Annotated in this window: 12 protein-coding genes; 6 read left to right on the top strand and 6 right to left on the bottom strand. The window is 71.0% G+C overall.

What is annotated here, in order from left to right:
- Positions 1–112 precede the first annotated feature (112 nt).
- The 5 genes from DS837_RS05535 to DS837_RS05515 are packed head-to-tail and all read right to left on the bottom strand — an operon-like array spanning position 113 to position 17,772.
- Positions 113–853: a thioesterase II family protein gene (locus DS837_RS05535; RefSeq protein ID WP_149163805.1), complete on the bottom strand. Its 741-nt coding sequence runs from the start codon at positions 851–853 to the stop codon at positions 113–115.
- Positions 853–2,505, bottom strand: a complete 1,653-nt coding sequence (locus tag DS837_RS05530; RefSeq protein WP_149163804.1) for a cyclic peptide export ABC transporter — start codon at positions 2,503–2,505, stop codon at positions 853–855. Before DS837_RS05530 ends, DS837_RS05535 begins: the two co-directional genes overlap by 1 nt.
- Positions 2,502–4,151 carry an ATP-binding cassette domain-containing protein gene (locus DS837_RS05525; protein ID WP_149163803.1) on the bottom strand — a complete coding sequence of 550 codons (1,650 nt, stop codon included), beginning with the start codon at positions 4,149–4,151 and terminating at the stop codon, positions 2,502–2,504. The genes DS837_RS05530 and DS837_RS05525 overlap by 4 nt, the downstream gene beginning before the upstream one ends.
- Positions 4,148–5,179 carry a TauD/TfdA family dioxygenase gene (locus DS837_RS05520; RefSeq protein WP_149163802.1) on the bottom strand — a complete coding sequence of 344 codons (1,032 nt, stop codon included), beginning with the start codon at positions 5,177–5,179 and terminating at the stop codon, positions 4,148–4,150. Before DS837_RS05520 ends, DS837_RS05525 begins: the two co-directional genes overlap by 4 nt.
- Positions 5,176–17,772 carry a non-ribosomal peptide synthetase gene (locus tag DS837_RS05515; RefSeq protein ID WP_149163801.1) on the bottom strand — a complete coding sequence of 4,199 codons (12,597 nt, stop codon included), beginning with the start codon at positions 17,770–17,772 and terminating at the stop codon, positions 5,176–5,178. The genes DS837_RS05520 and DS837_RS05515 overlap by 4 nt, the downstream gene beginning before the upstream one ends.
- 362 nt (positions 17,773–18,134) lie before the next feature.
- On the opposite strand from DS837_RS05515, the gene DS837_RS05510 reads away from it, so the two are divergent.
- Positions 18,135–18,341 (top strand): DUF3008 family protein, encoded by a 207-nt coding sequence (locus tag DS837_RS05510; protein ID WP_345772110.1) that lies wholly within the window; start codon positions 18,135–18,137, stop codon positions 18,339–18,341.
- 39 nt (positions 18,342–18,380) lie between these two features.
- Here the strand turns inward: DS837_RS05510 and DS837_RS05505 are convergent, their stop codons facing one another.
- Positions 18,381–18,986 carry a DedA family protein gene (locus DS837_RS05505; RefSeq protein WP_149163800.1) on the bottom strand — a complete coding sequence of 202 codons (606 nt, stop codon included), beginning with the start codon at positions 18,984–18,986 and terminating at the stop codon, positions 18,381–18,383.
- A gap of 210 nt (positions 18,987–19,196) precedes the next feature.
- Between DS837_RS05505 and glpD the strand changes: the two genes are divergently transcribed.
- The 5 genes from glpD to DS837_RS05480 all read left to right on the top strand — a co-directional run bounded on the left by glpD (position 19,197) and on the right by DS837_RS05480 (position 24,739).
- Entirely contained in the window at positions 19,197–20,738 is a 1,542-nt protein-coding gene (glpD, locus tag DS837_RS05500) for a glycerol-3-phosphate dehydrogenase (protein WP_149163799.1), read from the top strand.
- 80 nt (positions 20,739–20,818) lie between these two features.
- Positions 20,819–21,922, top strand: coding sequence for an ABC transporter ATP-binding protein (locus DS837_RS05495; RefSeq protein WP_149163798.1), 1,104 nt, complete (start codon positions 20,819–20,821; stop codon positions 21,920–21,922).
- Positions 21,923–21,941: 19 nt separating this feature from the next.
- Positions 21,942–23,042, top strand: coding sequence for an ABC transporter ATP-binding protein (locus DS837_RS05490; protein ID WP_149163797.1), 1,101 nt, complete (start codon positions 21,942–21,944; stop codon positions 23,040–23,042).
- Positions 23,042–23,926 carry a carbohydrate ABC transporter permease gene (locus DS837_RS05485; protein ID WP_059399526.1) on the top strand — a complete coding sequence of 295 codons (885 nt, stop codon included), beginning with the start codon at positions 23,042–23,044 and terminating at the stop codon, positions 23,924–23,926. The genes DS837_RS05490 and DS837_RS05485 overlap by 1 nt, the downstream gene beginning before the upstream one ends.
- Before the next feature lie 15 nt (positions 23,927–23,941).
- A complete protein-coding gene (locus tag DS837_RS05480; RefSeq protein ID WP_014242527.1) occupies positions 23,942–24,739 on the top strand; it encodes a carbohydrate ABC transporter permease in 798 nt (265 codons plus the stop codon).
- Positions 24,740–24,748: the final 9 nt, after the last annotated feature.

Here is a 24,748-nt window from a genome sequence, read left to right as displayed (position 1 = left end):
TCCGAAAACGCCGCCGGTGGTTGCCGGCGGCACCGTCATATGGGCTAACGAATGCGGTTGTCTTCGTCAAAGGATTTGCCATCAAAAAGAATCTCAACGCTTAGTTGGTGTTTCATAAATTTTCCTCCATCAGGTGCCTGACAATCATCGCGCGCTGCTTGTGCAGGAAGAAATGGCCGCCGGGAAGCGTGCGCAGGCTGAAGCCCGCCCCGGCAAGCCGCTCCCACCCGGCAACCTCCATCACCGTGGCCTCGGTGTCCTCCGCCCCGGCGAAGGCCAGGATCGGCATCGGAAGCGGCGGCGGATCAGGTTCGAGGAACCCATCGGACATGGCGAAGTCGGCCCGCAGCATGGGCAGCATCAGTTCCATCAGGTCGTCGCAGGCCAGCACCTCGGGCGGGGTGCCGCCCAGCGCGGCGAGGCGGGCGCGGAAGGCCGCATCGTCCAGGCCATCGACGGGTGGCCGCCGCGACGGAAGGTGGGGCGCCCGGCGCCCCGACACCGCCAGCAGGGCGGGCGGGCGACCATGCGCCGTCAGCGCACGGGCGGTGGCGTAGGCCAGCGCCGCGCCCATCGAGTGGCCGAACAGGATCAGCGGCCGTTCGCCCAGCGGCTCCAGCGCCGCCAGGAGGGCGGGTATGGTCTCCTCCACACGGTGCAGCGGCGGCTCGCCGATGCGGGTCTCCCGTCCCGGCAGGCGCACGGCCAGCAGGTCCGTGTCCGGCCCGACGTCCGACGCCCAGTCCCGGAAGATGGCGGCGCCGGCCCCGGCGTAGGGGAAGCAGACCAGGGTGCGGTGCGGCGCCGAGACCGCTCGGAAACCTTGCAGCCAGGGGGACGGGGGCGGGGCCATCACGCCGTCTCCAGTGCGAACAGGTGAGGGTGGCCGTGGCCTTCCTCGATGCGCCCCTCGTTCATGTGATAGACGCGGTCGGCGAGGCCGAACCAGCGCTCGTCGTGGGTCACGCAGATCACGATCTTGCCCAACGCCTTCAGCTCCGGCAGCAGCTCCTCGTAGAAGACGCGGCGGAAATGCGGGTCCTGGTCGGCGGCCCATTCGTCCAGCACGATGACCGGCTTGTCCTCCAGCTGGGCGACGACGAGGGCGAGGCGCTTGCGCTGGCCGGTGGACAGGGCGACGGTGCTGAAGCCGCCGTCGGCGACCGTCACCTTGTCCTGCATCTCCAGCCGCTCCAGCAGGGCGCGGACACGCGCCGGATCGGGGTCGGCCACGCCGTAGAGGCGGCGCGACAGGTGATAGTCGGAGAAGATGGCCGAGATCGTATCGCGGTAGCTCTGCATCCGTTCCGCCGGCACCGGCTCCCCGTCGGCGAGCAGCCGGCCGCCGCTCAACGGCATCAGCCCGGTCAGCAGGCGCAGCATGGTGGATTTGCCGGAGCCGTTGCCGCCGGTGACGAAGGTGATCTCTCCCGCCCGGAATTCCGCCGACAGCGGCCCGATCGCGAAGACCGGCGCGCCCTCGCCGTCGTGATAGGCGAAGCTGGCATCCTTGAGCGCGATGCTGGCGGGCGGGCCGGGCAGCCGCTCCGCCCCTTCGTCCGGGGCGCTGCCGGCGGCGGTGCGCAGCCGCTCCTCCATCGCCTCGATGTTGGACAGGGCCATCTCGGTCTGGGCGACCAGCGGTGTGACGAAGGACACGGTGCTGACCGGCCCGACGATGAACAGAGCCGCCGTGGTCGCCGCCACCACCACCGCGTGATAGCCGGTGGTGAACAGCGGCACGACGAAGACCATCATGCCGATCAGCGTGTAGAACATCGCCTCGACGAGCGCGAAGTTGCGTCCCCACCGCTCCTTCATGTCCACATTCACCGCGCGCGCCCGGGACGAGGCGTCGGCGAGGTCGCGGATCAGCCCGTCGCCGCGGCGGCGGTTCATCCGCACCTCTTTGAAGCCGCGCAGCAGGTCGGTCAGGCCGTCGAAGACGCGCGATTCCGCCGCTGCCGCCTCCACCATGCTGCGGCGCAGGCGCTGCACCCGCGCGACCTTCACCGCCACGGCGATCCCGGCGAAGGCGAAGGCCATCACGCAGGCCAGCGGCGACAGCCAGGCCAGATAGACCGCCAGGAAGACCAGCATCACCGCCTGCTGCCCGCCGATCGCCAGAAGCGGCAGGGTCTGGGCCAGCGTCTGGGTGTCCTGGGTCAGCACGCCGTGCAGCGACGCCCGCCCGATGCGGTCCACGGTCACGAGGTCGGCGCGGCGCACCAGATCGAACAGGCGCAGCCGGATCTTGTGGATCAGCCGCTCGGCGTCCTGGGACGCGGTGACCAGCGCGTAATTGTGGGTCACCCCGAACAGCGTCACGGTGACCGCGTACATCACCAGAAGCCGCGGGCTGACGATGCCCTTGGCCGCGTCCTTGGCGGCGGCGTCGACCAGCCAGAGCAGCGCCGCGGTCGCGATCGCCGACAGGACGTTCATCAGGGCGAGCGTGCGCAGATTCTCCGGAAGCTCGCGCAGGACGATGGCGGCCAGTCTCATGCCACGCCCTCCGTCCTATGGGCAAGTTCGGTCAGGCGGCCTTCCTCCATGTGCAGGCGGCGGTCGGCGACGTCGAAGTAATGGTCGTCATGGGTCACCGCCACGATGGTCAGGCCGCGCCGCTTCAACTCCGGCACGACCTCCCGGTAGAACTTGAAGCGGAAATGCGGGTCCTGGTCGGCGGCCCATTCGTCGAGGATCAGGATCGGCGCCTTCTCCAGGATCGCGGCAACGAGGCCCAGCCGCTTGCGCTGCCCGGCGGACAGGTCGCGCCGCCCGAAGCGGTCGCCGTCCAGAGCGGTGACCCGCTCCATCTCCATCCAGCGCATCAGCTCGGCGGCCTGCACGGGGTTGATGGTGTCCTGGCCGTAGAGGCGGGCGAACAGGTGGAAGTCGGCGAAGACGGTCGCCATCAGCTCGCGGTAGGCGGCGATGCGCTGCGGCCCGACCGGCACCCCGTCCACCGTGATCCGCCCGCGCAGCGGGTGGTAGAGGCCGGTCAGCAGCTTGATGAAGGTCGATTTTCCCGATCCGTTGCCGCCGGTGATGAAGATCACCTCGCCACGCCGGATGGTCAGGTCGAAGGGACCGACCGCGAAGGGCGCTTCGCCCGGCGGGGCGGGGAAGGCGAACTCAACCCCCTCCATCCGCACTTCGGCGAAATTCACCGGCACCGGCAGGGCGGGGCCGTCGCTCCCGGCTTCCGCCAACTCCGAAAGCTGGCCTTCCAGGACCATCATGCGCCCGGCGGCGGCCTCCGCGGCGCTCATCACCGCCAGCGACTGCATCAGCCCGAAGACCGGGGCCGACATGAAGAAGATGGCGGCGGTGATCTTCACCAGTTCCGCCGAGATGGCGCTGGAGTAGGATGGCACGACGAAGACGACCACGCCCAGCATCAGGTTGAAGGCGCATTCGCCGAACACGAACTGCTGCCAGGTGTGCAGATGCACCGCGCCGCGGGCCGTGGTGGTGCGGCCGGACACGGTGCCGAAGGCGGCGTTCAGGTCACGGCTGCGGGCGCTGTTCAGCCGCTGTTCCTTGAAGCCGTCGAACAGGTCCGACACGCCTTCGAACAGGGCGGCCTCCTCAGCCATCATGGCGCGCTGCCGTTCCTCCAGCGCGCGACCCAGCCGGATGTAGAACCATGTCCCGGCGCCCAGCAGCCCGCCGATCAGCAGAAAGGCGACCGGCGAGATTGTGGCGATGTAGAGCAGGATCGTCCCGGTCAGCAGGACCGAGCGCACCGTCAGCGCCAGGAACTGGGAGTTCTGCGAGATGAGCTGGCTGCTCTGCGTCACGCTTTCGAACAGCGGGGTCTGGCCGAAGCGTTCCAGCTTCCACAGGTCGGCGCGGCGGATCTGGTCGAGCAGCCGCATGCGCAGGCTGTCCACCACCTCCTCCGCGTCGGCCGACAGGTGGGCGACCATGCGGCCTTCCAGGAGCATGTAGAGGAGGACGCTGACGACGAAGGTGGCGGCCAGCGGGACGTTGACGAAGTCGGCCTTCTCCGCGGCGATCTCTTCCGCCCCGCGGTTGACCAATGCCAGCACCAGCGTGGAGAAGAGGGCCGACCCCAGGGCGTAGAGAACCAGCCGGCGCAGCGGCGCCGGTCCCAGCCGTCCCAGCAGGCGGAGGAGGTTCATCGCGCGTGATCCTGCGGGCCGATATCCTGCGGGGCGCCATCCTGCGGAGCGCCGTCGTCGATGCGGATGCGCAACGCGTGACGGTCCGGGTCGGCGAAGGCGCCGCGCCCGTGGAGCGCCTCGTGGTTGTTCATCGCCAGCAGGCTGTCGGACTCCAGGAAGGTCTCCAGCCGCCGCGCCGGGTTGTCCAGCTCCGCCTGGAGGATGGCGAGCGCGCGGCGGACCTCCGGCGTGTCGTGCTCCGGTCGGGCGGCGAGGCCGCGGCGCAGCGTGTCGGTGCGGAAGCGGATGAGCGGGCGGTCGCCGAAGACGGTGGCGAAGGTCACCTCCACCGCGTCCCGCGATCCGGTGCGGGTGAAGGTGGCAGGGATGCGGAAGGGCAGCGCCGTCCGCGACAGCAGGTCCAGCGCCCAGCGCCCCTCGTCGCTGCCGGCCAGGGCCGCGCGGACGCAGCGGGCGTCGCGCAGGCTGGAACGCCCGCCGCCGCAGGCCGCCGCCCGGGCGAAATAGAGCAGCATGTAGCGTTCAGGGGTCGGGAAATACTGGGTGTCGGTGTGGAAATCGGCCTCGTCGGCGTGCTCGGAGAAGGTGGAGGCGGCGCCGCTGCGGACCAGTTCGGGGCGGAGCTTGATGTCCCACACCACCTTGCGGTCGATCCGGTCGGTCGCGGTCGGCGCGCCGATGCCGACGGCCAGCGCGTAGAGCAGGCGGCGCCGGGTGTCGAGATCGTGGCGGCCGAGATGGGCGCGGCGGATCAGCACGCCGCTGTGGCTGGTCTCCAGCCGGTCGCGGATCGCCGTGGCCAGGGCGGACAGGCCGGGCGCGGCCTCCGCCAGTTCGCCGCGCAGCTCGGCCTCACGCCCGTCCGGGACGAGGGCGGCGGCGTCGGTCTCCGCCCCGTGGCGGGCGGCCAGGATGGCCAGCACGCGCGCCGTCTCGGCGTCGGCCAGCGGCTCGACGGTGAACTCCCCGGTGCGGAAGCCGAGGTCGTGGACATGGGTGAGCATGGTGGCTCCGGAGGCGGTCATCGGGTGAAGAGGTCCGCGGCGGCGCGCAGCATCTCGGCTTGCCCGGCGCGGGGAACCGGCGGCCAGCCGAAGCCCATGCGGCCGAGCAGCCCCTGCGTGCGTTCGGAGGTCAGCTCCTGCCGCCGGCCGCGCGCCTGGGGGGAACACCCGCCGTAGAGCCCGAAGCCCTCCAGCGTCTGGGCCAGCGCGCCGTCCATGTCGGGTTCGCCGATGGCGCGCTCCAGCCGGTCGAGCAACGCGTCGAAGCCGACCGCCCTCACAGCGCCCGCCATGCCCGCCGCCGAGGTGACGAAGTCGGCCAGCGTGTCGCGGCGGTGGTTCTCCACGTGATGCGTCTCGTTGGCGAGGCCAGCGGCACCGGCCAGCAACGCCACGGCGCGGGCCACGCGATCGACGTGGCACAGCCAGACGTGCGAATCGTCGGGCACCACCCCCAGCCGCACGAAGGCGGCCAGTTGCCGGAAGAAGGCGTTGTCCCGCAGGTTCAGCTGCAAGGGCCCGCCCTCCGCCGCGAAGACGACGTTGCCGACGCGGTGGATGCTGGCGTTGCGTAGGTCGCCGCGCGCCGCCGTGACCAGCCGCTCCGCCTCCTGCTTGCTGCGGACGTAGTAGTTCTCGTCCAGCGTCTCCGGCACCGCGTCGTATTCGGTGAAGAGTTTGAAGCCGTCCTCCGGCGCCTTGCCGGTGACCGACAGGGTGGAGATCAGGTGGAAGTCCGCCGGGTCGCCGCGCCGCGCGGCGGCGAGGCCGAGGAGCCGGCGGGTCGCCTCGACGTTGTCGGCGTGGAACTCCGCGTAATGTCCGAAATGGTTGACGTTGGCGGCGCAGTGGAAGACCGCCCGCACCCCCTCCGCCAGCGCGCTGTGGGTGGCGGGGGTGAGGCCCAGCCCGTCGCGGCGCAGGTCCCCGGCCCGCACGGTCAGGCGCGGATCGCCGATCAGCGCGGCCCCGCCCGCCGCCCCGAAATAGCCAGCCAGCACGCGGCCCAGCCGGGCGCGCGCGGCCCCGTCGTCGCCCCCGCGGACCAGGGCGGTGACCCGCCGTGTCGGATCGGACAGAAGCTCCCGCAACAGATAGGCGCCGAGATAGCCGGTGGCGCCGGTCAGCAGCACCTCACCATAGTCGCGCCGCTCCGTCCCGTCGAAGGCGTCGTAGGCCGCGTTGCGCACCTCGTAGGCTCGCTGCTGCTCGGCCAACGCCCGGTCGCGGGCGGCGTCGAAGGCGGGCAGGGTCGCCTGATAGTCCCGCCAATGGGATCGGACGGACGCGAGGACGCGGTGCAGATGGTCCGGCTGGGGCCGCAGGCGCAGTGCGAAGTCCGCCAGCACCGGGGCTTCATAGAGGTCGTTGATCTTGCAGGCGAATTCACGGCGCAGCCGGTTGACCACGGCGATCGCCCGCAGGCTGTCGCCGCCCAACTCGAAGAAGCCGGCCTCCCGCCCCGGAACGGGCCGCTGGAGTTGCTCGGCCCACAGTTCGGCCACCCGCTGCTCCACCGCGTTGCGCGGCGGGGTGTAGGCGCCGGCGGCGGCCCCGTCGGATGGGGCATGTTCGGCCAGCGCTTGCAGCAGGGCCTTGCGGTCCACCTTGCCGGCCACCGTCACCGGGATCGCCGGCACTCGGATCACCGCCGCCGGCACCATGTAGGCGGGCAGCGCCGCCGCCGTGTGGGCGGCCCAGGCGGCCTGCGTCGGCTCTGCGGCGTCCGGGGCGAGGCTGACGAAGGCCCACAGCGACTGGGTGCCGCCCGGCGGCGTGTCCACCAGGGCCACCGCCTGCTGCACGCCGGGATGGGCCTCCAGCCGGTGCTCGATCTCGCCCAGTTCCACACGCTGGCCGCGCAGCTTCACCTGGCTGTCGGACCGGCCGAGGACCAGAAGCTCCCCGTTGGGCAGCCAACGGCCGAGGTCGCCGGTGCGGTAGCGGCGGCCCTTCGGCGTCTCCACGAAGGCGGCGGCGGTCAGGTCGGGCCGGTTCAGGTAGCCGATGGCCAGCCCCATTCCGCTCAGCCAGACATGGCCGACGGCGCCGGGGGGAACCGGCTCCCCGTCCTCGTCCAGGATGTGGATGGCGGTGTTGGGCAGCGGGCGCCCGGCGCTCATCCACGGCGAGTCCGGGGACAGGATGCCGATGCTGGCCGCGGCGGTGTTCTCGGTCGGGCCATAACCGTTGATGTAGCGCAGCCGGGCCGCGTAGTGCAGGGCGTCGGCGGCGTTGGGCGGCTCGCCCACTGTCATCAGGATGCGCAGGGTCGGGAGGTCCGCCTGTTCGAACAGCCGCAGATAGGAGGGCGGCAGGGTGGCGGAGGTGACGCCCAGCCTCTCCATCTTGGCGCGCAGCCCGGCGGTGTCGTCCATCTCGGCGCGGCGGATGGGGACGAGGGCGCCGCCGGTCGCCCAGGTCATCACGGAATCGGAGATCCAGGCGTCGAAGGAGGGAGAGGAGCTGAGGAGCGTCCGTTCGTCCGGCTGGACGCCCATCATCCGCGCCATCGACAGGCCGAGGTTCAGCAGCCCGCCATGATGCAGCACCACCCCCTTCGGCACCCCGGTGGACCCCGAGGTGTGGATGATGTAGGCGGGATCGCCGGGGCCGCTGCGCTCCCCGGCCTCCGGTTCATGGGAATGGGCGGTGCGGAACTCCTCGGTCAGGGATTCCGGGCGGAGAACCGCATATCCGGCCTGCGCCAGCGCGTCGGGCAGAGGGTGGCCGTCCAGCGCCACGACGACGCGGATGGCGGCGTCGCGGGCGATGAAGGCCAGCCGGTCGGCCGGCAGGTCGCGGGTCAGCGGCAGATAGGCGGCCCCGGCCTTCCAGATCGCCAGGACCGCTTCGGGCAGGGCGGGCGAGCGTTCCGTCAGGACGCCGACCGCGTCGCCGGTCCGCAAGCCTTGCGCCAGCAGCGCGTGGGCCAGCGCGTTGGCGCGGGCGTTCATCGTTGCGTAGCTCGTTTCTCCATCGTCGGTGATGAGGGCGGGCCGGTCCGGCTGTGTGCGTGCCAGCGCGGCGAACCGGTGGTGGAAGCAGGGAACCGGGTGCGGCATCGCCGGGCCGTGCTCCCACGCGGCGAGCCGCGTCTCCTCGTCCGGCAGCAGGGTAGGCAGCGCGTCGCCCGGCACCCGCTGCGGATCGGCCAGCCGCCGCGCCCAGCCGGCCAGCGCCGCGGTCCAATCGTGGGCGGTCTCCCGCTCGTAGAGGGCGGCGTTGGCGTAGAGCTGGAGAACCAGCCCGCCGTCCGCCTGCCCCTCATGCACCAGGACGAGGTCCTGGGCGGGAGCGCTGTGGCGCAGCTCGTACTGGATGCCGTTTCCGTCGAGGGCGTCGATGGCCGCGAAGCGAAACCCGTCGCCCCGCGGGGCGGCCATGGCCGGATTTTCCGTCACCGCCAGATCGAACAGCGGGTAGCGGGCCGGGTGTTGTGCCTGCGGGTTGCTGCGGCGGAACTCCTGGTGGATGCGTGCGAAAGGCTGACGACCATGGCGCAGCGCTTCCGCCAGACGGTGTTGCGTGGCCTTGACCGCCTGCTCCGGCGACTCACCCCGGTCGACCCGGAAGGGCACCGGCAGCATGTTGATGAAGTAGCCGACGACGCCGGCCTCCTCCGCCGTTTCGCGGGTGGAGGCGGCGGTGCCCATCAGGAACGCCGCCCGGCCGGTGCGGCGCCGCACCTCGCGCGCCATCAGGGTCATCATCAGGGCGTGCAGACTGGCGCCGGTGCGCCGGGCGAGGGCGCGCAACGCCTCCGCCACGTCCGGGGCGAGGCGGACGCGGTGGCAATGGCTTCCCTTGGCCGTCTCCGCGCTGCGCACCGGCGGACGGGGATTATCAAGCGGCCATTCTTCGAAAGCGGCGGGGTCGATTCCGGCGAGCAGGCTGTGCCAATGCTCGGCATCCTGGCGGGCAGTCTCGCCGGCCAGATAGGCCTCCTCCCGCGCGGCGGAGCGGCCGAAGCCGGGCGCGCGGTCGGGCAGGGACTCCCCGCGCAGCCGTGCTGCGAGGTCGTTCGCCAGCAGGCCGAGCGACAGGCCGTCGCCAATGGAATGGTGCAGGGCCAGCCAGAACAGGTCGCCGCCGCCGTCGGCCACCCTCACCAGTCCGGCCCGCCACAGCGGCGGAGCGGCCATGGCGAAGGGCGCCGTCTGGCAGGCCCGGATGAGGTCCAGAGCGGCGGCGCGGTCGGAGGCCGTCCCAATCTCAAGAGTGGCGGTCGTGGTCTGGACGACACGGCGGAGCGTGCCGCCTTCATCCTCGTGGAAGCCGGTGCGCAGGGCCTCGTGCCGCTCGGTCAGGGCGGACCAGGCGTCCCGCCAGTGGTCGTCGGCCGGGGTGTCGCCCTCCACCGCCAATGTCAGGGGAATGTTGAAGCCGCGAATGTCCAGCCCCGCCTGCTCGGCCACCCAGAACTCCCGCTGGCCCTCCGTCGCGCGGTCGGATTCGGCGTCGGACGGCGCGTCCAAGGGAGCGGCGGCGGCGAGGCGGGCGGCGAAGCCGCGCAGGGTCGGTTCGGTGAACAGGTCGCGGGCGGAGACCGGGCGCCCCAGCTCCGTCTCCAGCGCGTGGGCGACGGCGATGGCGAGCAGGCTGTGGCCGCCGAGCGCGAAGAAATTGTCGTCGCGCCAGACCGGGCCGCGGCCCAGCCGCTCCGCCCAGACGCGGGCGAGGGTTTCCTCAAGCCGGCCCTGCGGTGCGATCTGCGCACCCTGCGGGGTGTGACCGGCGATCAGCTCTTGCAGCGCCACGCGGTCCACCTTGCCGGACGCCGTGACCGGCACCGTCTCCACCGCGATCACCCCCGCCGGGATCATCACGGCGGGCAGCCGTTCGGCCAGCCAGCCGCGCCAGGACTCCTCGGCCGGGACCGGCTTGCCGGGGATGGGGCGGACGAACGCCCACAGGCTCTGCGCGGCGCCGGCCTTGCCCTGCACCAGGGCCACGGCTTGCGCGATGTCGGGGTGGGCGCCCAGCGCCTGTTCGATCTCGCCGAGTTCGATGCGGATGCCGTTCAGCTTCACCTGATCGTCGATGCGGCCCAGCACCTCCAACTCGCCGTCGGTGCGCCAGCGTCCGAGGTCGCCGGAGCGGTAGAGCCGTCCGCGTCCCGTCCCGATGAAGGCCACCGCCTCCTGCTCCGGGCGGTTCCGATAGCCGCGGGCGAGGTTGGCGCCGCCCAGCCAGATCTCCCCCACCGCCCCCGGCGGCACCGGCCGGCCCGCCGCGTCGCGGATGTGGACCGACGTGTTGGGCAGCGGTCGGCCGACGGGCAGGAATCCCCGATCCTCCGTGCCGAGCAGCCCCATGGCGCTGGTGATGGTGTTCTCGGTCGGGCCGTAGGCGTTGTAGTAGCGCAGCCGCCCGGCATAGGCGCGCACATCCGCCGCAAGGGGCCCCTCGCCGCCGGTCACCAGGATGCGCAGCGACGGCAGTTCCGCCCCGTCGAACAGGCGCAGATAGGTCGGGGTGAGGTCGGCGACGGTCACCCGCTGCTCCTCCAGGAAGGCGATCAGGCGCGCCGGCGCGCTCAGCACCTCGTAGGGAACGGCGCAGAGCGCCGCCCCGGCGGCCAGCGGCACGCCGATGTCCGACAGCGACACGTCGAAAGAGGGCGAGGCGAACATCAGCGTCCGGTCGTCGGCGGTCAGGCCGAAGGTCTCGACGGCTCCCAGCACCATGTTCACGTAGGCGCCGTGGCTGACCGGCGTGCCCTTGGGCCGGCCGGTGGAGCCGGAGGTGTAGAGGATATAGGCGGTGTCCTCCGGTCCGGTCGTAGCCTGTGGACGGAGGGCTTGTGACGTGCGGAAATCGGCGGAAAGGTCCTCCGGACGCAGAAGCGGCAGGGCGGACAGCGCGTCGGGCACAGCCACTCCGTCCAGCGCCAGCAGCAGTGCCGCTCCGGCGTCTCCGACGATGAAGGCCAGCCGTTCCGCCGGCAGATCGGCGGCGAGCGGCAGATAGACCGCTCCCGTCTTCCACACGCCCAGAAGCGCGGCGGGCAGGTTGGGAGAGCGGCCGGTCAGGACGGCGACCACAGTGCCCCGCTCCACCCTGCGCTCCCGCAGGGCGTGGGCGATGGCGTTGGCGTCGGCCTCCACGGCGCGGTAGGTCAACACGCGGTCGGTGGTGATGACCGCCGGGCGTCCGCCCTGGCCGGTGCCGGGCCGGTCGATCAGCCGCTCGAACAGCGCGTGGAAGGGCAGCGCCGGGCGTTCCGCCGCCGGGCCGTGCTCCCACGCCGCGAGCGTCGTCTCCTCCTCCGGCAGCAGGGAGGGCGGCGTCGCCTCGGCGCGGGCGGCATCGCCCCCCAGCCAGCGCGCCCAGCCGGCCAGCGCGTCGAACCAGCGCTCCGCCGTGTCCTTGGCGTAGAGCGCGGCGTTGACGTGCCATTGCAGCAGCAGCCCGCCGTCGGCCAGCCCTTCGTGGATCAGCACCATGTCCTGACCCGGCGAATGGTCGGTGCGTTCATAGGCCAGCCCGTCGCCATCGGGGCGGACGAGGCGCAGCGGGCCGGGGGCGGGGCCGGCTTGCGGGTTTTCCGTCACCGCGATGTCGAACAGCGGGTAGCGGGCCGGGTCGCGCTGCTGCGGGCGATCCGCCCAGAAGCCGTGGCAGATCCGCGCGAAGGGCAGGCGGGCGTGCTGGAGCGCGTTGGCCAGGGCTGCCTGGGTGGCGCGCAACTCCGCTGCGAAAGGCAGCCCGGCAGCGGGCCGGAAAGCCAGCGGCAGCATGGTCACGCCATAGCCGACAACCCGCGCGTCCTCGGCGGTTTCCCGAATGTCGCCGGTGGTGCCGATGGTGAAGTCGCCGCGCCCGGTGCGCCGCCGCACCTCCCGCGCCAGCAGGGTCAGGAAGACGGCGTGCAGGCTGGCCTCGTGCCGACGGGCGACGGTCTTCAACCCGGCGGCGGTGGCCGGGTCCAAACGCAGCTCGAAGCGGTGGCTGCCCGGTGTGGCCCCGGCGGCGCGCGGCGTGTCGAGCGGCCAGTCGTCGAACGCCTCGGCGGGCAGGGCGGACAGGTGTTCCCGCCAATGGGCCTCGTCCGCCGCTCGGTCCGGGCTGTCCAGATAACGACGCTCGCGGGCGGCCATGGCGGCGTAGCGGGCGGACAGGGGCGGCAACCGGTTGCCGGCTAGAAGGGCGGTCAACTCATCCAACAGGATGCCGACCGAGCGCCCGTCGCCGATGGAATGATGCATCGCCATCCAGAACAGCGGAGCACCTCCGTCCGCCAGCGTTACCAGCCCGGCGCGCCACAGCGGCGCGGTCGCCATGGCGAATGGTTGGGCCTGGCGGGTGCGGATGTGGGCCAGCGCCGCGGCGCGGTCGGGTTGATCGCACAGCTCCGGAGTGGCGCCGACGGTGGGGGCGATGCAGCGTCGCAACCGCCCTTCGGCGTCCTCAGCGAAGGTCGTGCGCAGCGCCTCGTGCCGCTCGGCGAGCGCCCTCCAGGCGTCCGACCAGCGGGCCGGGTCCGGGACTTCCCCCTCCACGGTGCGGATCACCGGGATGATGAAGGGGCGCGTGTCCAGCCCCGCCGCTTCGGCCACCCGGAACTCCCGTTCGCCTTCGGTGGCGAGGTCGGAGTCATCCGCGTCGGCCTGGGGCGCTTCCGCATCGCGCAACTCCGCCACCTTGCGGGCGAAGCCGGCCAGGGTCGGTGCGGCGAACAGGGCGCGCGCCGGAACGGTCACGCCCAGGTCCTGGGACAGCCGGTGCGCGATGGTCACCGCCAGCAGGCTGTTGCCGCCGAGCGCGAAGAAATTGTCGGTGCGTGCGACCTCCTCGCCCAACAGGCCGCCCCACAGGGCGGCGATGCGGCGTTCGAGCCCGTCCCGCGGCCCCTGCCGCTCCACCGTGGTGGCATCGCCATGGGCGTGGGCGAGGCGGAGCAGGGCGTCCCGGTCGATTTTGCCCGCGGGTGTCAGGGGGACGCTGTCCACCGCCGTCACATTGGCCGGCACCATGAAGGCGGGCAGGCGGTCCGCCAGGAAGGCGCGCCACGCCTCCTCGTCGGGCAGGGTGGCGCCGTCCTTGGCGCGGACGAAGGCGCGCAGGGCCTTGGTGCCCTCCGCGGCGGCGTCCACCAGGACGACGGCCTGCGCGGCGGCAGGGTGGGCCAGCAGGTCCTGCTCGATCTCGGCAAGCTCGACGCGCTGGCCGTGCAGCTTCACCTGATGGTCGACGCGGCCGCACAGGACCAGCTGTCCATCCGCTGTCCAGCGGCCCAGATCGCCGGTGCGGTAGAAGCGGCCCTCCGCCGTCTCGACAAAGGCGCGGGCGGTCAGCTCCGGGTTGTTGAGGTAGCCGCGGGCGAGGCCCACCCCGCCCAGCCAGACTTCTCCCGGCAGGCCGGGCGGAACCGGCGTGCCGTCCGGACGGCGCAGCGTGACGCGGGTGTTGGGCAGCGGGCGCCCGGCGGGCACCGGCCCGCCGCGTCCACTGTTCGGCAGAATGCGGCCCATGGACGCGAGGATGCTCGCCTCCGTGGGGCCGTAGGCGTTCCAGAAGGCGAGATCGGCGGCGTGGTGGCGGGCGTCGTCGGCGTTCGGCGCCTCCCCGCCGGTCAGCAGGACGCGCAGGCCGCGGAACGGCTTCTCCTGGCTGACCCGTAGGTAGGAGGGCGCGTGGAAAGCCACGGTGACGCCCAACGCCGCGTAGGCGTCCTTCAGCGCCCAGGGGTCGTCGCGCAGGTCCGGCGGCACGGGAACCAAAGCCATTCCGTGCAGCAGCGCCAGCCCGAGTTCCCACAGCGAGGCGTCGAATCCCGGCGTCGCCGCCAGCGCCATGCGGTCGTCCGCCCGCAGGCCGACCGTCTCCCCCGTCGCGAGCGCGGCGTTGATGAAACCGGCGTGCCGGACCGCCACGCCCTTCGGATGTCCGGTCGTGCCGGAGGTGTAGATGATATAGGCGAGGTCGTCCGGCGCCCCGGCCACAGCCGGCGGTGCGGCGTAGCCTTCCAGGATCTCCGGGCGGATCAGCGTCGGCACGGCCTCGGCCAGGGCGGACGGGACGGACTGGCCGTCCAGCGCGATCAGCAACCGGGCGCCGGCGTCGCGGACCATGTAGGCCATGCGCTCTGGCGGCAGGTCCAGGGCCAGCGGCAGATAGGCCGCCCCCGCCTTCCAGACGCCGAGCACCGCCGCCGGCAGGTCCGGCGCGCAGCCGGTCAGCACCGCCACCGGCTCCTGCCGCGCCACACCGCAGCCCCGCAGGGCGGCGGCGACGCGGTCGGCGTCCCGGTTCAGGTCGCCATAGGTCTGCACGCCGCTGCGGCTGACCACGGCGGGACGGTCCGGATTGCGGGCGGCGATCTCCTCGAACAGCTCATGGGCGCGGCGGGCCGGGCGTGCGCGCTCCTCGCCGTGCTCCCAGCGGTCGAGAAGGGCCGTCTCTTCCGGGAGCAGCGCGGGCAGCGGCGATTCCTGCCGCACCGGGTCGGCGGCCAGCCAGCGCGCCCAGGCGGCGAAGCCGGCCAGCCAGGAGCGCGCGGTGGTCTCCGTGTAGACGTCCGGGTTCCACAACAGCGCCAGTTCCAGCCCTTCGCCGTCCTCCGCCGTCACCGGCTCGTGGCTGAAAGCGAGGTCGAGGCCGGCGGCGGGATGGGCGAGGGCGCCGGGCAGGCGGCGCGGGGACAGCGACAGGCCGCTGGCCGGGTCGCCGCTGGTCCGCGGCGGGTTGGCGGTCAGAGCCACCGCAAAGAGGTTGGGGCGGGCGGGCGGCAGCGCGTCGGGCCGGCGCTGGCGGAATTCACGCTGGATCAGGTTGGCGGGCAGGCCGGCGTGTCCGACCGCCTCGGTCAGCGCGTCCTGCGTGGCGCGAACCTGCCCGCCCAGCGCTGCCGGGGCGCCGGGCAGGACGACCGGCACGAGATTGACGAAATGTCCAACGGCCTCCCCCGCGCCGGCTGGGCGCAGCGAAACGCCGGTGCCCAGGATCAGGTCGGCCCGTTCGCCGCGCCGCCGCCGCGTTTCCGCCGCCAGGATCGCCAGCAGCAGGCCGTGCAGGCCGACGCCCTGCGCCTTCGCGATGGCGGTGAGGGCCGCGGTGGTCGCGGCGTCCAGCCGCTCCGCCAGGGGTGGGGCGGAGCGCCCGCCGGGCGTGGTGGGGCGGGGTTGGTCGAGTGGAAGCTCCTCGAACGCCTCCAACGGCAGAGCGTCCAGCTTGGCCTGCCAGAAGGCGCGGTCCTGCGCCGCCCGGTCGGAACGGAGGTGGCGCGCCTCGTCCCGCGCGGCCAGCGCGATGCCGTGCGGCGCCGGAGGCAGGGGGTGGCCCAGCAGCAGGGCCAGGACATCCTCCTGCACCGTGCGGGCGGACTGGCCGTCCACCACGGCATGATGCAGCACGAACCAGAACAGCGTCTCGTTGCCGGATTCGATAAACATCAGGCCGGCGCGGGCCAGCGGCGCCTCGGTCAGGGCGAAGGGCGTCTCGGCGTAGCCGGCGATCAGTTCCCGCGCCTCCTCCGGGACGTGGCAGCGGTCGATGGAAAAGCCGGCGGAGGGCGGCAGGGCGGTGACGGGAACCGTGCGCCAGCGCACCCGCCCGTCGGCGTCGGCGTCGGCGTGGAAGGCGGTGCGCAGGGCCGGGTGGCGCTCCAGCAGGGCGGCCCAGGCGGCGCGCCAGCGCTCCACCTCCGGAACCGGGCCGCGCACCGACAGGACGCGCACGACGTGCGATCCGGCGGCGGCGAGGCCGAGCTTGGCGGCGACCCAGAAATCCTCCTGTCCGGCGGTGGCGGGGCCATCGGTCAAGTCCGGCAGGGCGGTGTCCTCGTCCGTCTGTTCCGCAATGCGGCGGGCCAACGCCTCCACCGTCTGAGTGGCCAGGATCACCGGCACCGTGACCGGATGGCCGAGCGTATGGAGGCGCTGGCCCACCGCGATGGCGAGCAGGCTGGTGCCGCCGATGGCGAAGAACGGGTCGTCCCGCATCACCGGGCGGGTGTCTAGCACCTCTTCCCACACCGCGGCGATGGCCCGCTCCAGATCGCCTTGCGGTGGCGTTCCGCCCGTGCCGCGCGCGGCGGTCAATGCCTCTTCGGCGAGCGCCAGCAGGGCGCGGCGGTCGGTTTTGCCGGCGGAACTGATCGGCATCCGCGCCACGGCGCGGACCCGCGCCGGCACCATGTAGGCGGGCAGGCTGCGGCCGAGGAAGGCGCGCCAGTCTTCCGACTGCGCCGCCTCCGGATCGGTGCTTTCCACAATGGCGGTCAGGCGGCCCTGGTGCTGAAGGGCGGCGGCGCGGCTGACCAGCGGGTGGCGCAGCAGCGTCCGCTCGATCTCGCCCAGCGACACCGACTGGCCGGACACCTTCACCATGTCGTCGGCGCGGCCCAGCGTCTCCAACTCGCCGTCTTCATTCCAGCGCCCCAGATCGTGCGTGCGGTAGGCGCGCCCGAAGCGCGTCTCGACGAAATTCTCCGCCGACAGCTCGGGCTGGTTCAGGTAGCCGCGCGAAACGCCCCGCCCGACGACGTGGATCTCCCCGACTTCGCCGTCGGGGACCTCGTTGCCGTGGCGGTCCAGCAAATGGACGGCGTTGTTGGTGAAGGGTCGCCCGCTGGGCAGCGGGCCGTCGCCACGGGGACTCACCTTGTGCATGCAGATGGTGCCGCAGACCTCAGTGGCGCCATGCATGTTCCAATAGTCGAGATGGCGGGCGTAATGCCGCGCGTCGTCGGGGTTGGGCCGCTCCCCGGCGGTCAGGATCATGCGCAGACCCGCCGGCACCACCCCGTGCAGAAGCCGCAGGTAGGACGGCGTGAACAGCGCGATGGTCACGCCCAGCCGGGCCATATGGTCAAGCAGCCGGGCCGGATCGTCGATCAGCGCACGCGAGGCCGGGACATAGGCGGCCCCGGAGAGCAGCGGCAGGCACAGCTCGCGGAAGCCCAGAATGAAGCCGGGGGAGGTGGACAGCAGCACCCGGTCGCCCGGCCCGACGCCCTGCGCTTCCGTGTGGCCGAGCGCCAGATTCACACAGGCGTCGTGCTGGATCAGCACGCCCTTCGGCTGGCCGGTGGAACCGGAGGTGAAGAGGATGACCGCCAGCCCGTTCACCGGACCGGGCCGGTTCGGGCGCTCCGCGGACTTGGCGAGGCTGTCCCCGTCCAGGGATTCGGGGCGCAGGACGGCTTGCGGCCGCTCCGTCCCGCCGTTGACGGACAGGGCATCGGCCAGCGCGTCCGGCGGGGTCAGCCCATCCAGCGCGATCAGCAGCCGCATCCCCGCTTGCCGCGCCATGTTCGCCAGCCGCTCCGGCGGCAGGTCGGCGACCATCGGCACATAGACGCCGCCCGCCTTGAGAATCCCCAGAAAGGCCTGCGGCAGATCGCCCGACCGCTCCGCCAGAACGCCGACCGGCTCCTCCCTGACCAGCCCGAGCGCCAGCAGCGCGTGGGCCAGAGCGTTGGCCGCCGCGTCCAACCCGGCACAGTCGAGGATGCCGGCCTCAGTAACCACCGCCGGAGCGGTGGGATGCCGCTCGGCAAGCCGTTCGAATCCCTCATGCAGACGAAGATCGGGCCAGAGTCGGACCGGCCCGAAACCGTTGGACAGATGAAGGCGGTTGTCGGGGAGGTGCGGCGTGGTGTCGGGCATCGAAATCCCCACAATTCCTTCGGCGTTGCAATGATCCGACGGGAAAACTCGCGACGAACTTTTACAGAAACGTCATATGCACCCCAAAAAGGGGTTATGCTGCCAAAAATACGTCCAAAAGGGGGATTGTCAACGAATGATACAACTAAAAGAGATTCTGACAACCGGGAAAGCCGCATTACGGATATGGAACGAATTCGCGCACACTCATGTGTGGTTATTCGGTTCCGATGGAGGTCATGCCATCACGGCGGAACGCAGGACGCCGCGGATTCACCAAAGGTTGCGGTATAGGCCCGCAAGAGCGGAATCCGCTCCAATCCTGTTGGTGGAAGGAGCGTTCACATCACCGCTGGAGGGATATGATGAGCAAAGCGGAATCCAAGAAGCAGCAGATGGCCGCCGGCGCGGCGCTGGCGGCCAAGCGTGGGGAGCAGCCGGAATCCGGCCTGCGCGGTGCCTCGAAGGAGATGGCCAAATCGATGAGCGAAAAGGAACTGCGGGAGATGGCCTCCGCGAAGCGCAAGGATCTGCCCACCCGCGGTTCAAAGGACGATGCGAAGGAATGAGGTCGAGCGGTTTCGGGAAAACTGACGGGGATGTCCCCGTCAGTTCTGCTCCTGCGGACGGAAGGTGGCGACGCGGTAGGCGTACCAGGCGGCGATGGCGGCGATGACCAGCTTGGCCATCGGGTCCATCCAGCCCGACACCTTGTCGTACTGGCCTTCCAGCAGATAACCCGCCCCGGCCAGGACCAGCGACCAAAGCGCTGTCCCGACGGTCGAATAGACCAGGAAGCGGGCCAGCCCCATCCCGGCGATCCCGGCGGGAACGGAGATCAGCGTGCGCACCGCCGGGATCAGGCGCCCGATCAGCACCGACGCCGCGCTGTGCCGGCGGAACCAGCCCGTCGCCTCGTCAACCTGCGCGGGCGCCACGGTCAGCCAGCGGCCATGGCGGGCGGCCAACCGTTTCAGCCGCTCGCTGCCCAGCCACCGCCCGGCGTAGTACCAGAACAGCGCTCCCGCCACCGAACCCATGGTGCCCGCCAGAACCACCAGCGGCAGGCTGAGATCCCCGCGCGCCGCGACGAAGCCGGCCAGCGGCATGATGAGTTCCGATGGAATGGGCGGAAAGACGTTCTCCAGCAGCATCAGAAGCGCGATGCCGGCGTAGCCGCCGCCTTCGACCATGTCTGCGATCCACTCGAACACGCGATCCTCCGGTTCCGGTTCCCTGGATAACCCGCCAGCGCCGTGGGAGTTCACCGGCTCTCCCAACGAGGGAGGGGTGTTGGCGCCATGGTCTTTCGTATCGCTTTCACTTTTTTCGTATTGCGGCCTGCCGAACCCTCGGCTACCGTTTGAAACGAAAACAAAGGCGCAGACCGCAACGGGCGGGCGCACAGCGGAGAGGAGGGATGGATGGCCGGGGTCTACGACCTTGCCATCGTCGGCGGCGGCATCAACGGCTGTGGCATCGCGCGCGATGCCGCGGGGCGGGGCTGCTCCGTTTATCTGTGCGAACAGAAGGATCTGGCGTCGGGCACGTCCTCGGCCTCGACGAAGCTGATCCACGGCGGCCTGCGCTACCTGGAATATTACGAGTTCCGGCTGGTCCGCGAGGCGCTGCGCGAGCGCGAGGTGCTGTGGCGCATGGCGCCGCACATCATCTGGCCGCTGCGCTTCGTCCTGCCCCATCTGCCCGGCCTGCGGCCCTCCTGGTTCCTGCGGCTGGGCCTGTTCCTCTACGACCATCTTGGCGGGCGGGAGAAACTGCCGGGCACGCGTGGGCTCGATCTGCGCAACGATCCGGCGGGGAAGCCGCTGAAGCCGGGTTTTGGTCGCGCTTTCGAATATTCGGATTGCTGGGTTGACGACGCGCGTCTGGTGGTCTTGAACGCGCAGGACGCTGCCCGCATGGGCGCGACGATCCGCACCCGCACCCGTTTCCTGAGCGCCGTCCGCGAGGACGGGCTGTGGACCGTGACGGTGGAGGACACGCGCAGCGGCCGGCGCAGCAGCATCCGCGCCCGCGCGCTCGTCAACGCCGCCGGCCCCTGGGTGTCGGAGGTGATGCGGCAGGGGGCGCGGTCCATGGTGGACGCGCGCATCCGTCTGGTCCAGGGCTCGCACATCGTGGTGCCGAAGCTGTTCGACCACGACCGCTGCTACATCTTCCAGAACGCCGACAAGCGCATCGTCTTCGCCATCCCCTACGAGCGCGACTTCACCCTGATCGGCACCACCGACAACGATTACCAGGGCGATCCGGCGGACGTCCGCGCGTCGGAGGCCGAGATCGCCTATCTCTGCGCCGCCGCCGGGGACTATTTCGCCAAGCCGGTGACGCCCGCCGACGTGGTGTGGACCTATTCCGGCGTCCGCCCGCTCTACGACGACGGCGCCTCGACCGCGCAGGCGGCGACCCGCGACTATGTGCTGGCCCTCGACGCGCCGGGCGACGGCAAGGCGGCGCTGCTCAACATCTTCGGCGGGAAGATCACCACCTACCGCCGTCTGGCCGACGCGGCCATCGCCAAGCTGGCGCCATTCCTGCCGAAGCTCGCACCTGGAGCGTCGGATTGGAGCAGCGCCGGGACCCTGCCGGGAGGCGATTTCCCGGTGGACGGCGTCGCGGCGCTGGCCGCCGAACTGCGCGGGCGGGCGCCCTTCCTGCCTCTGCCGCATCTGGAGCGGCTGGTGCGCACCTACGGCACCCGCGCCCGCCGGATTCTCGACAGCGCCGCGCGGCCGGAGGATCTGGGCCGTGACTTCGGCGGGACCCTGAGCGAGGCCGAGGTCCGCTACCTGATGACGGAGGAGTGGGCGGAGACCGCCGAGGACGTTCTGTGGCGCCGGACCAAGCTGGGGCTGCGTCTGGACGCCGCCCAGGCGCAGGCGCTCGACGCCTTCATGACGGAGGAACGCAGCCGGAGGGAGAGGGCATCCGACGCTGCCGAATAGCGGGCGTGGAAAACAGGCTGGAAACAGGGCGACAAGAACCATCTCAATAAAGAAAAAATGAATATTGGGGAGGAAGGCCGGTGGGCTTGGTTCTGGACAAGGTCAGCAGGCATGTCGGCGGCCACGTTCACCTGGAGAACGTGTCGCTGAGCCTGGAACGCGGGTCGCTGAACGTTCTGCTGGGGCCGACCCTGTCGGGCAAGACGTCGCTGATGCGGCTGATGGCCGGGCTGGACGTGCCCAGCGCCGGGCGCGTGCTGGTGGACGGGGTGGACGTGACGGGGCGGCACGTCCGCGAACGCTCCGTCGCCATGGTCTACCAGCAGTTCATCAACTACCCGTCCCTGACCGTCTACGAGAACATCGCTTCCCCCCTGCGGGTCGCCCGCCGGCCGAAGGACGAGATCGACCGCAAGGTGCGGGAGGCCGCCCGCCTGCTGAAGCTGGAGCCCTACCTGGAGCGCGCGCCGCAGCAGCTGTCCGGCGGGCAGCAGCAGCGCACCGCCATCGCCCGCGCCCTGGTCAAGGAGGCGCAGCTCGTCCTGCTCGACGAGCCGCTGGCCAACCTGGACTACAAGCTGCGCGAGGAACTGCGGGAGGAGCTGCCGAAGATCTTCGCCGCGACCGGCGCGGTCTTCGTCTACGCGACGACCGAGCCGGCGGAGGCGCTGCTGCTCCGCGGCAACACGGCGACGCTGTGGGAGGGGCGGTTGGCGCAGTTCGGGCGCACCCCGGACGTCTACCGCCGCCCGGCCAACCTGACCAGCGCGCGGGTCTTCTCCGACCCCCCGCTCAACACCATGCGGGTGCACAAGCGCGGCCTGCAGATCGTTCTGGCGACCGGCGAGCACGGGCCGGCGCGCGGCGTGCTGGCGGAGCTGCCGGACGACGACTACACCATCGGCTTCCGCGCCGACCACCTGCATCTGGAGCGGCCCCACGCCGACGCCGTGGCTCTGCGCGGTCTGGTGGCGGTCAGCGAGATCACCGGTTCGGAGAGTTTCGTCCACATCGATCTGCCGCGCACCGATGGCGGGGCGGACCGCTGGGTCGCCGTCACCCGCGGTGTTCTGGAGGTCGAGCCCGGCGAGCGGATCGAGTGCTTCATCGACCCGCGGCGGCTGTTCGTGTTCGGCCATGACGGGCGGCTGGCCGCGGCGCCGCCGCTGGTCATGGCGGCGTGACGGGGAGGGCGGAGACGGCATGGCGCGCATCGACCTACAATCCCTCGGCCACAGCTACATATCCAATCCCAAGGGCGACGACGACTACGCGCTGAAGCCGATGACCCATGTGTGGGAACAGGGTGGGGCCTACGCGCTGCTCGGGCCGTCGGGCTGCGGCAAGACCACGCTGCTGAACATCATCTCCGGCCTGCTGACCCCCAGCGAGGGGCGGGTGCTGTTCGACGGCAGGGACGTGACGGCGCTGCCGACCGAGGCGCGCAATATCGCCCAGGTCTTCCAGTTCCCCGTCGTCTACGACACCATGACAGTCTATGAGAACCTCGCTTTCCCGCTGCGCAACCGCGGCCTGCGCGGGGCGCCGCTCGACGCGCGGGTGCGGGAGATCGCCGGGCTGCTCGACCTGACGGCGGACCTGAACCGGCGCGGGCGGAACCTGACCGCCGACGCCAAGCAGAAGATCTCGCTGGGGCGCGGGCTGGTCCGCCCGGACGTGGCGGCGATCCTGTTCGACGAGCCGCTGACCGTCATCGACCCGCATCTGAAATGGGAGTTGCGGTCGAAGCTGAAGGCGCTGCACCGCGCGCTCGACCTGACGATGATCTACGTGACCCATGACCAGACGGAGGCGTTGACCTTCGCCGACAAGGTGGTGGTGATGCATGACGGGCGCGTCGTGCAGGTCGGCCGCCCGCAGGAACTGTTCGAGCGGCCCGCCCACGTCTTCGTCGGCCATTTCATCGGATCGCCGGGGATGAACGTCCTGCCGGCCGAGGTGTCGGGCCGCGCCGCGCGGGTCGGCGGGCACGTCATCGCGCTGCGCCGCGGCTATCCGGCGCTGAACGGCGGGCCATTGAGTGGTGCCAGGATCGAGATCGGCGTGCGGCCGGAATTCGCCACGCTGGCCCCCGCCGGGTCCGGCGGCGTGCCGGTGCGGGTGCGCCGGCTCGACGATCTGGGGCGCACGCGCATCGCGCGGGTGGAACTGTCGGGCCTGCCGATGGCGGCGACGGTGCCGGAGGATCTGACGCTGGCGGGGGACGAGGCGTCGCTGCTGCTCGACCCCGCCATGGTGCATGTCTACGCGGACGGAACGCTCGTGGAAGGGGAGGCGGCGTGATGGACAAGCCCGTCAACCAGGGAGCCTGGCTGCTCGTCCTGCCGGTTCTGCTGATCGTCGCCTTCTCGGCCATCCTGCCGCTGATGACGGTGGTCAACTACTCGGTGCAGGACACCTTCGGGAACAACCAGTTCTTCTGGAACGGCATCGGCTGGTACCAGGAGCTTCTCGACCCCTCCACCGACCTCGGCGGGCGCTTCTTCGACGCGCTGTGGCGCAACCTGCTGTTCTCGCTGCTGATCCTGCTGATCGAGGTGCCGCTGGGCATCGCCGTGGCGCTGAGCATGCCGCGCCATGGTTGGCGGGTGGCGGCGACGCTGGTGGTTCTGGCGCTGCCGCTGCTGATCCCGTGGAACGTCGTCGGCACCATCTGGCAGATCTTCGCCCGCGAGGACATCGGCCTGCTGGGCTGGGCGGTCAACCGGCTGGGCATCCCCTACAACTACACGGCGGACCCGCTGTCGGCCTGGGTGACCATCGTGACGATGGACGTCTGGCACTGGACCTCGCTGGTGGCGCTGCTCTGCTACGCCGGGCTGCGCTCCATCCCCGACGCCTTCTATCAGGCGGCTCGCATCGACGGGGCCTCGCGCTGGGCGGTGTTCCGCAACATCCAATTGCCGAAGATGCACCGGGTGCTGCTGATCGCCGTGCTGCTGCGCTTCATGGACAGCTTCATGATCTACACCGAGCCCTTCGTGGTGACCGGCGGCGGCCCCGGCAATTCAACCACCTTCGTGTCGATCGACCTCGTGAAGCTGGCGCTGGGGCAGTTCGACCTGGGCAAGGCCGCGGCCCTGTCGATCGTCTACAACCTGATCATCCTGGCCGTCTGCTGGGTCTTCTACACGGTCATGACCCGCATGGACGCGCAACGGAACTAGCAAAGGAAACGGGCCATGCTGCGCGCACGGATCGTCCTCACGCTCTACATCCTGTTCCTGATGCTGCCGATCTACTGGCTCGTGAACATGAGCCTGAAGACGAACACCGAGATCGTCAGCGGCCTGACGCTGTGGCCCCACACCCTGACCTTCGAGAATTACCGGCGGATCTTCACCGATTCGTCCTGGTATTCCGGCTATCTGAACTCGCTGCAGTATGTGGCGCTGAACACGGTGCTGTCGATCGCGCTGGCCCTGCCGGCGGCCTACGCCTTCTCGCGCTACCGCTTCGTGGGCGACAAGCACCTGTTCTTCTGGCTGCTGTCCAACCGCATGGCCCCGGCGGCGGTCTTCGCGCTGCCCTTCTTCAACCTCTATTCGGCCATCGGGCTGTTCGACACGCCGCTGGCCGTGGCGCTGGCCCATTGCCTGTTCAACGTGCCTCTGGCGGTGTGGATTCTGGAGGGATTCATGTCGGGGGTACCGCGGGAGATCGACGAGACCGCCTATCTCGACGGCTATAGCTTTCCACGTTTCTTCGTGAAGATCTTCATGCCGCTGGTGGCCAGCGGGATCGGCGTCACCGCCTTTTTCTGCTTCATGTTCAGCTGGGTCGAGCTGCTGCTGGCGCGCACGCTGACCTCGGTGGACGCCAAGCCCATCGCGGCGACGATGACGCGCACCGTCTCGGCCTCCGGCATGGATTGGGGGCTGCTGGCGGCGGCGGGGGTGCTGACCATCCTGCCGGGCGCGCTGGTGATCTGGTTCGTGCGCAACTACATCGCCAAGGGCTTCGCCCTGGGCCGCGTCTGACGGGAGGGA

The sequence above is a fragment of the Azospirillum brasilense genome (assembly GCF_008365405.1).
GTDB lineage: Bacteria > Pseudomonadota > Alphaproteobacteria > Azospirillales > Azospirillaceae > Azospirillum > Azospirillum brasilense_D.
The sequence above is the reverse complement of the archived record's forward strand: the minus strand, read 5'-3'. Positions and strand labels throughout refer to the sequence as shown.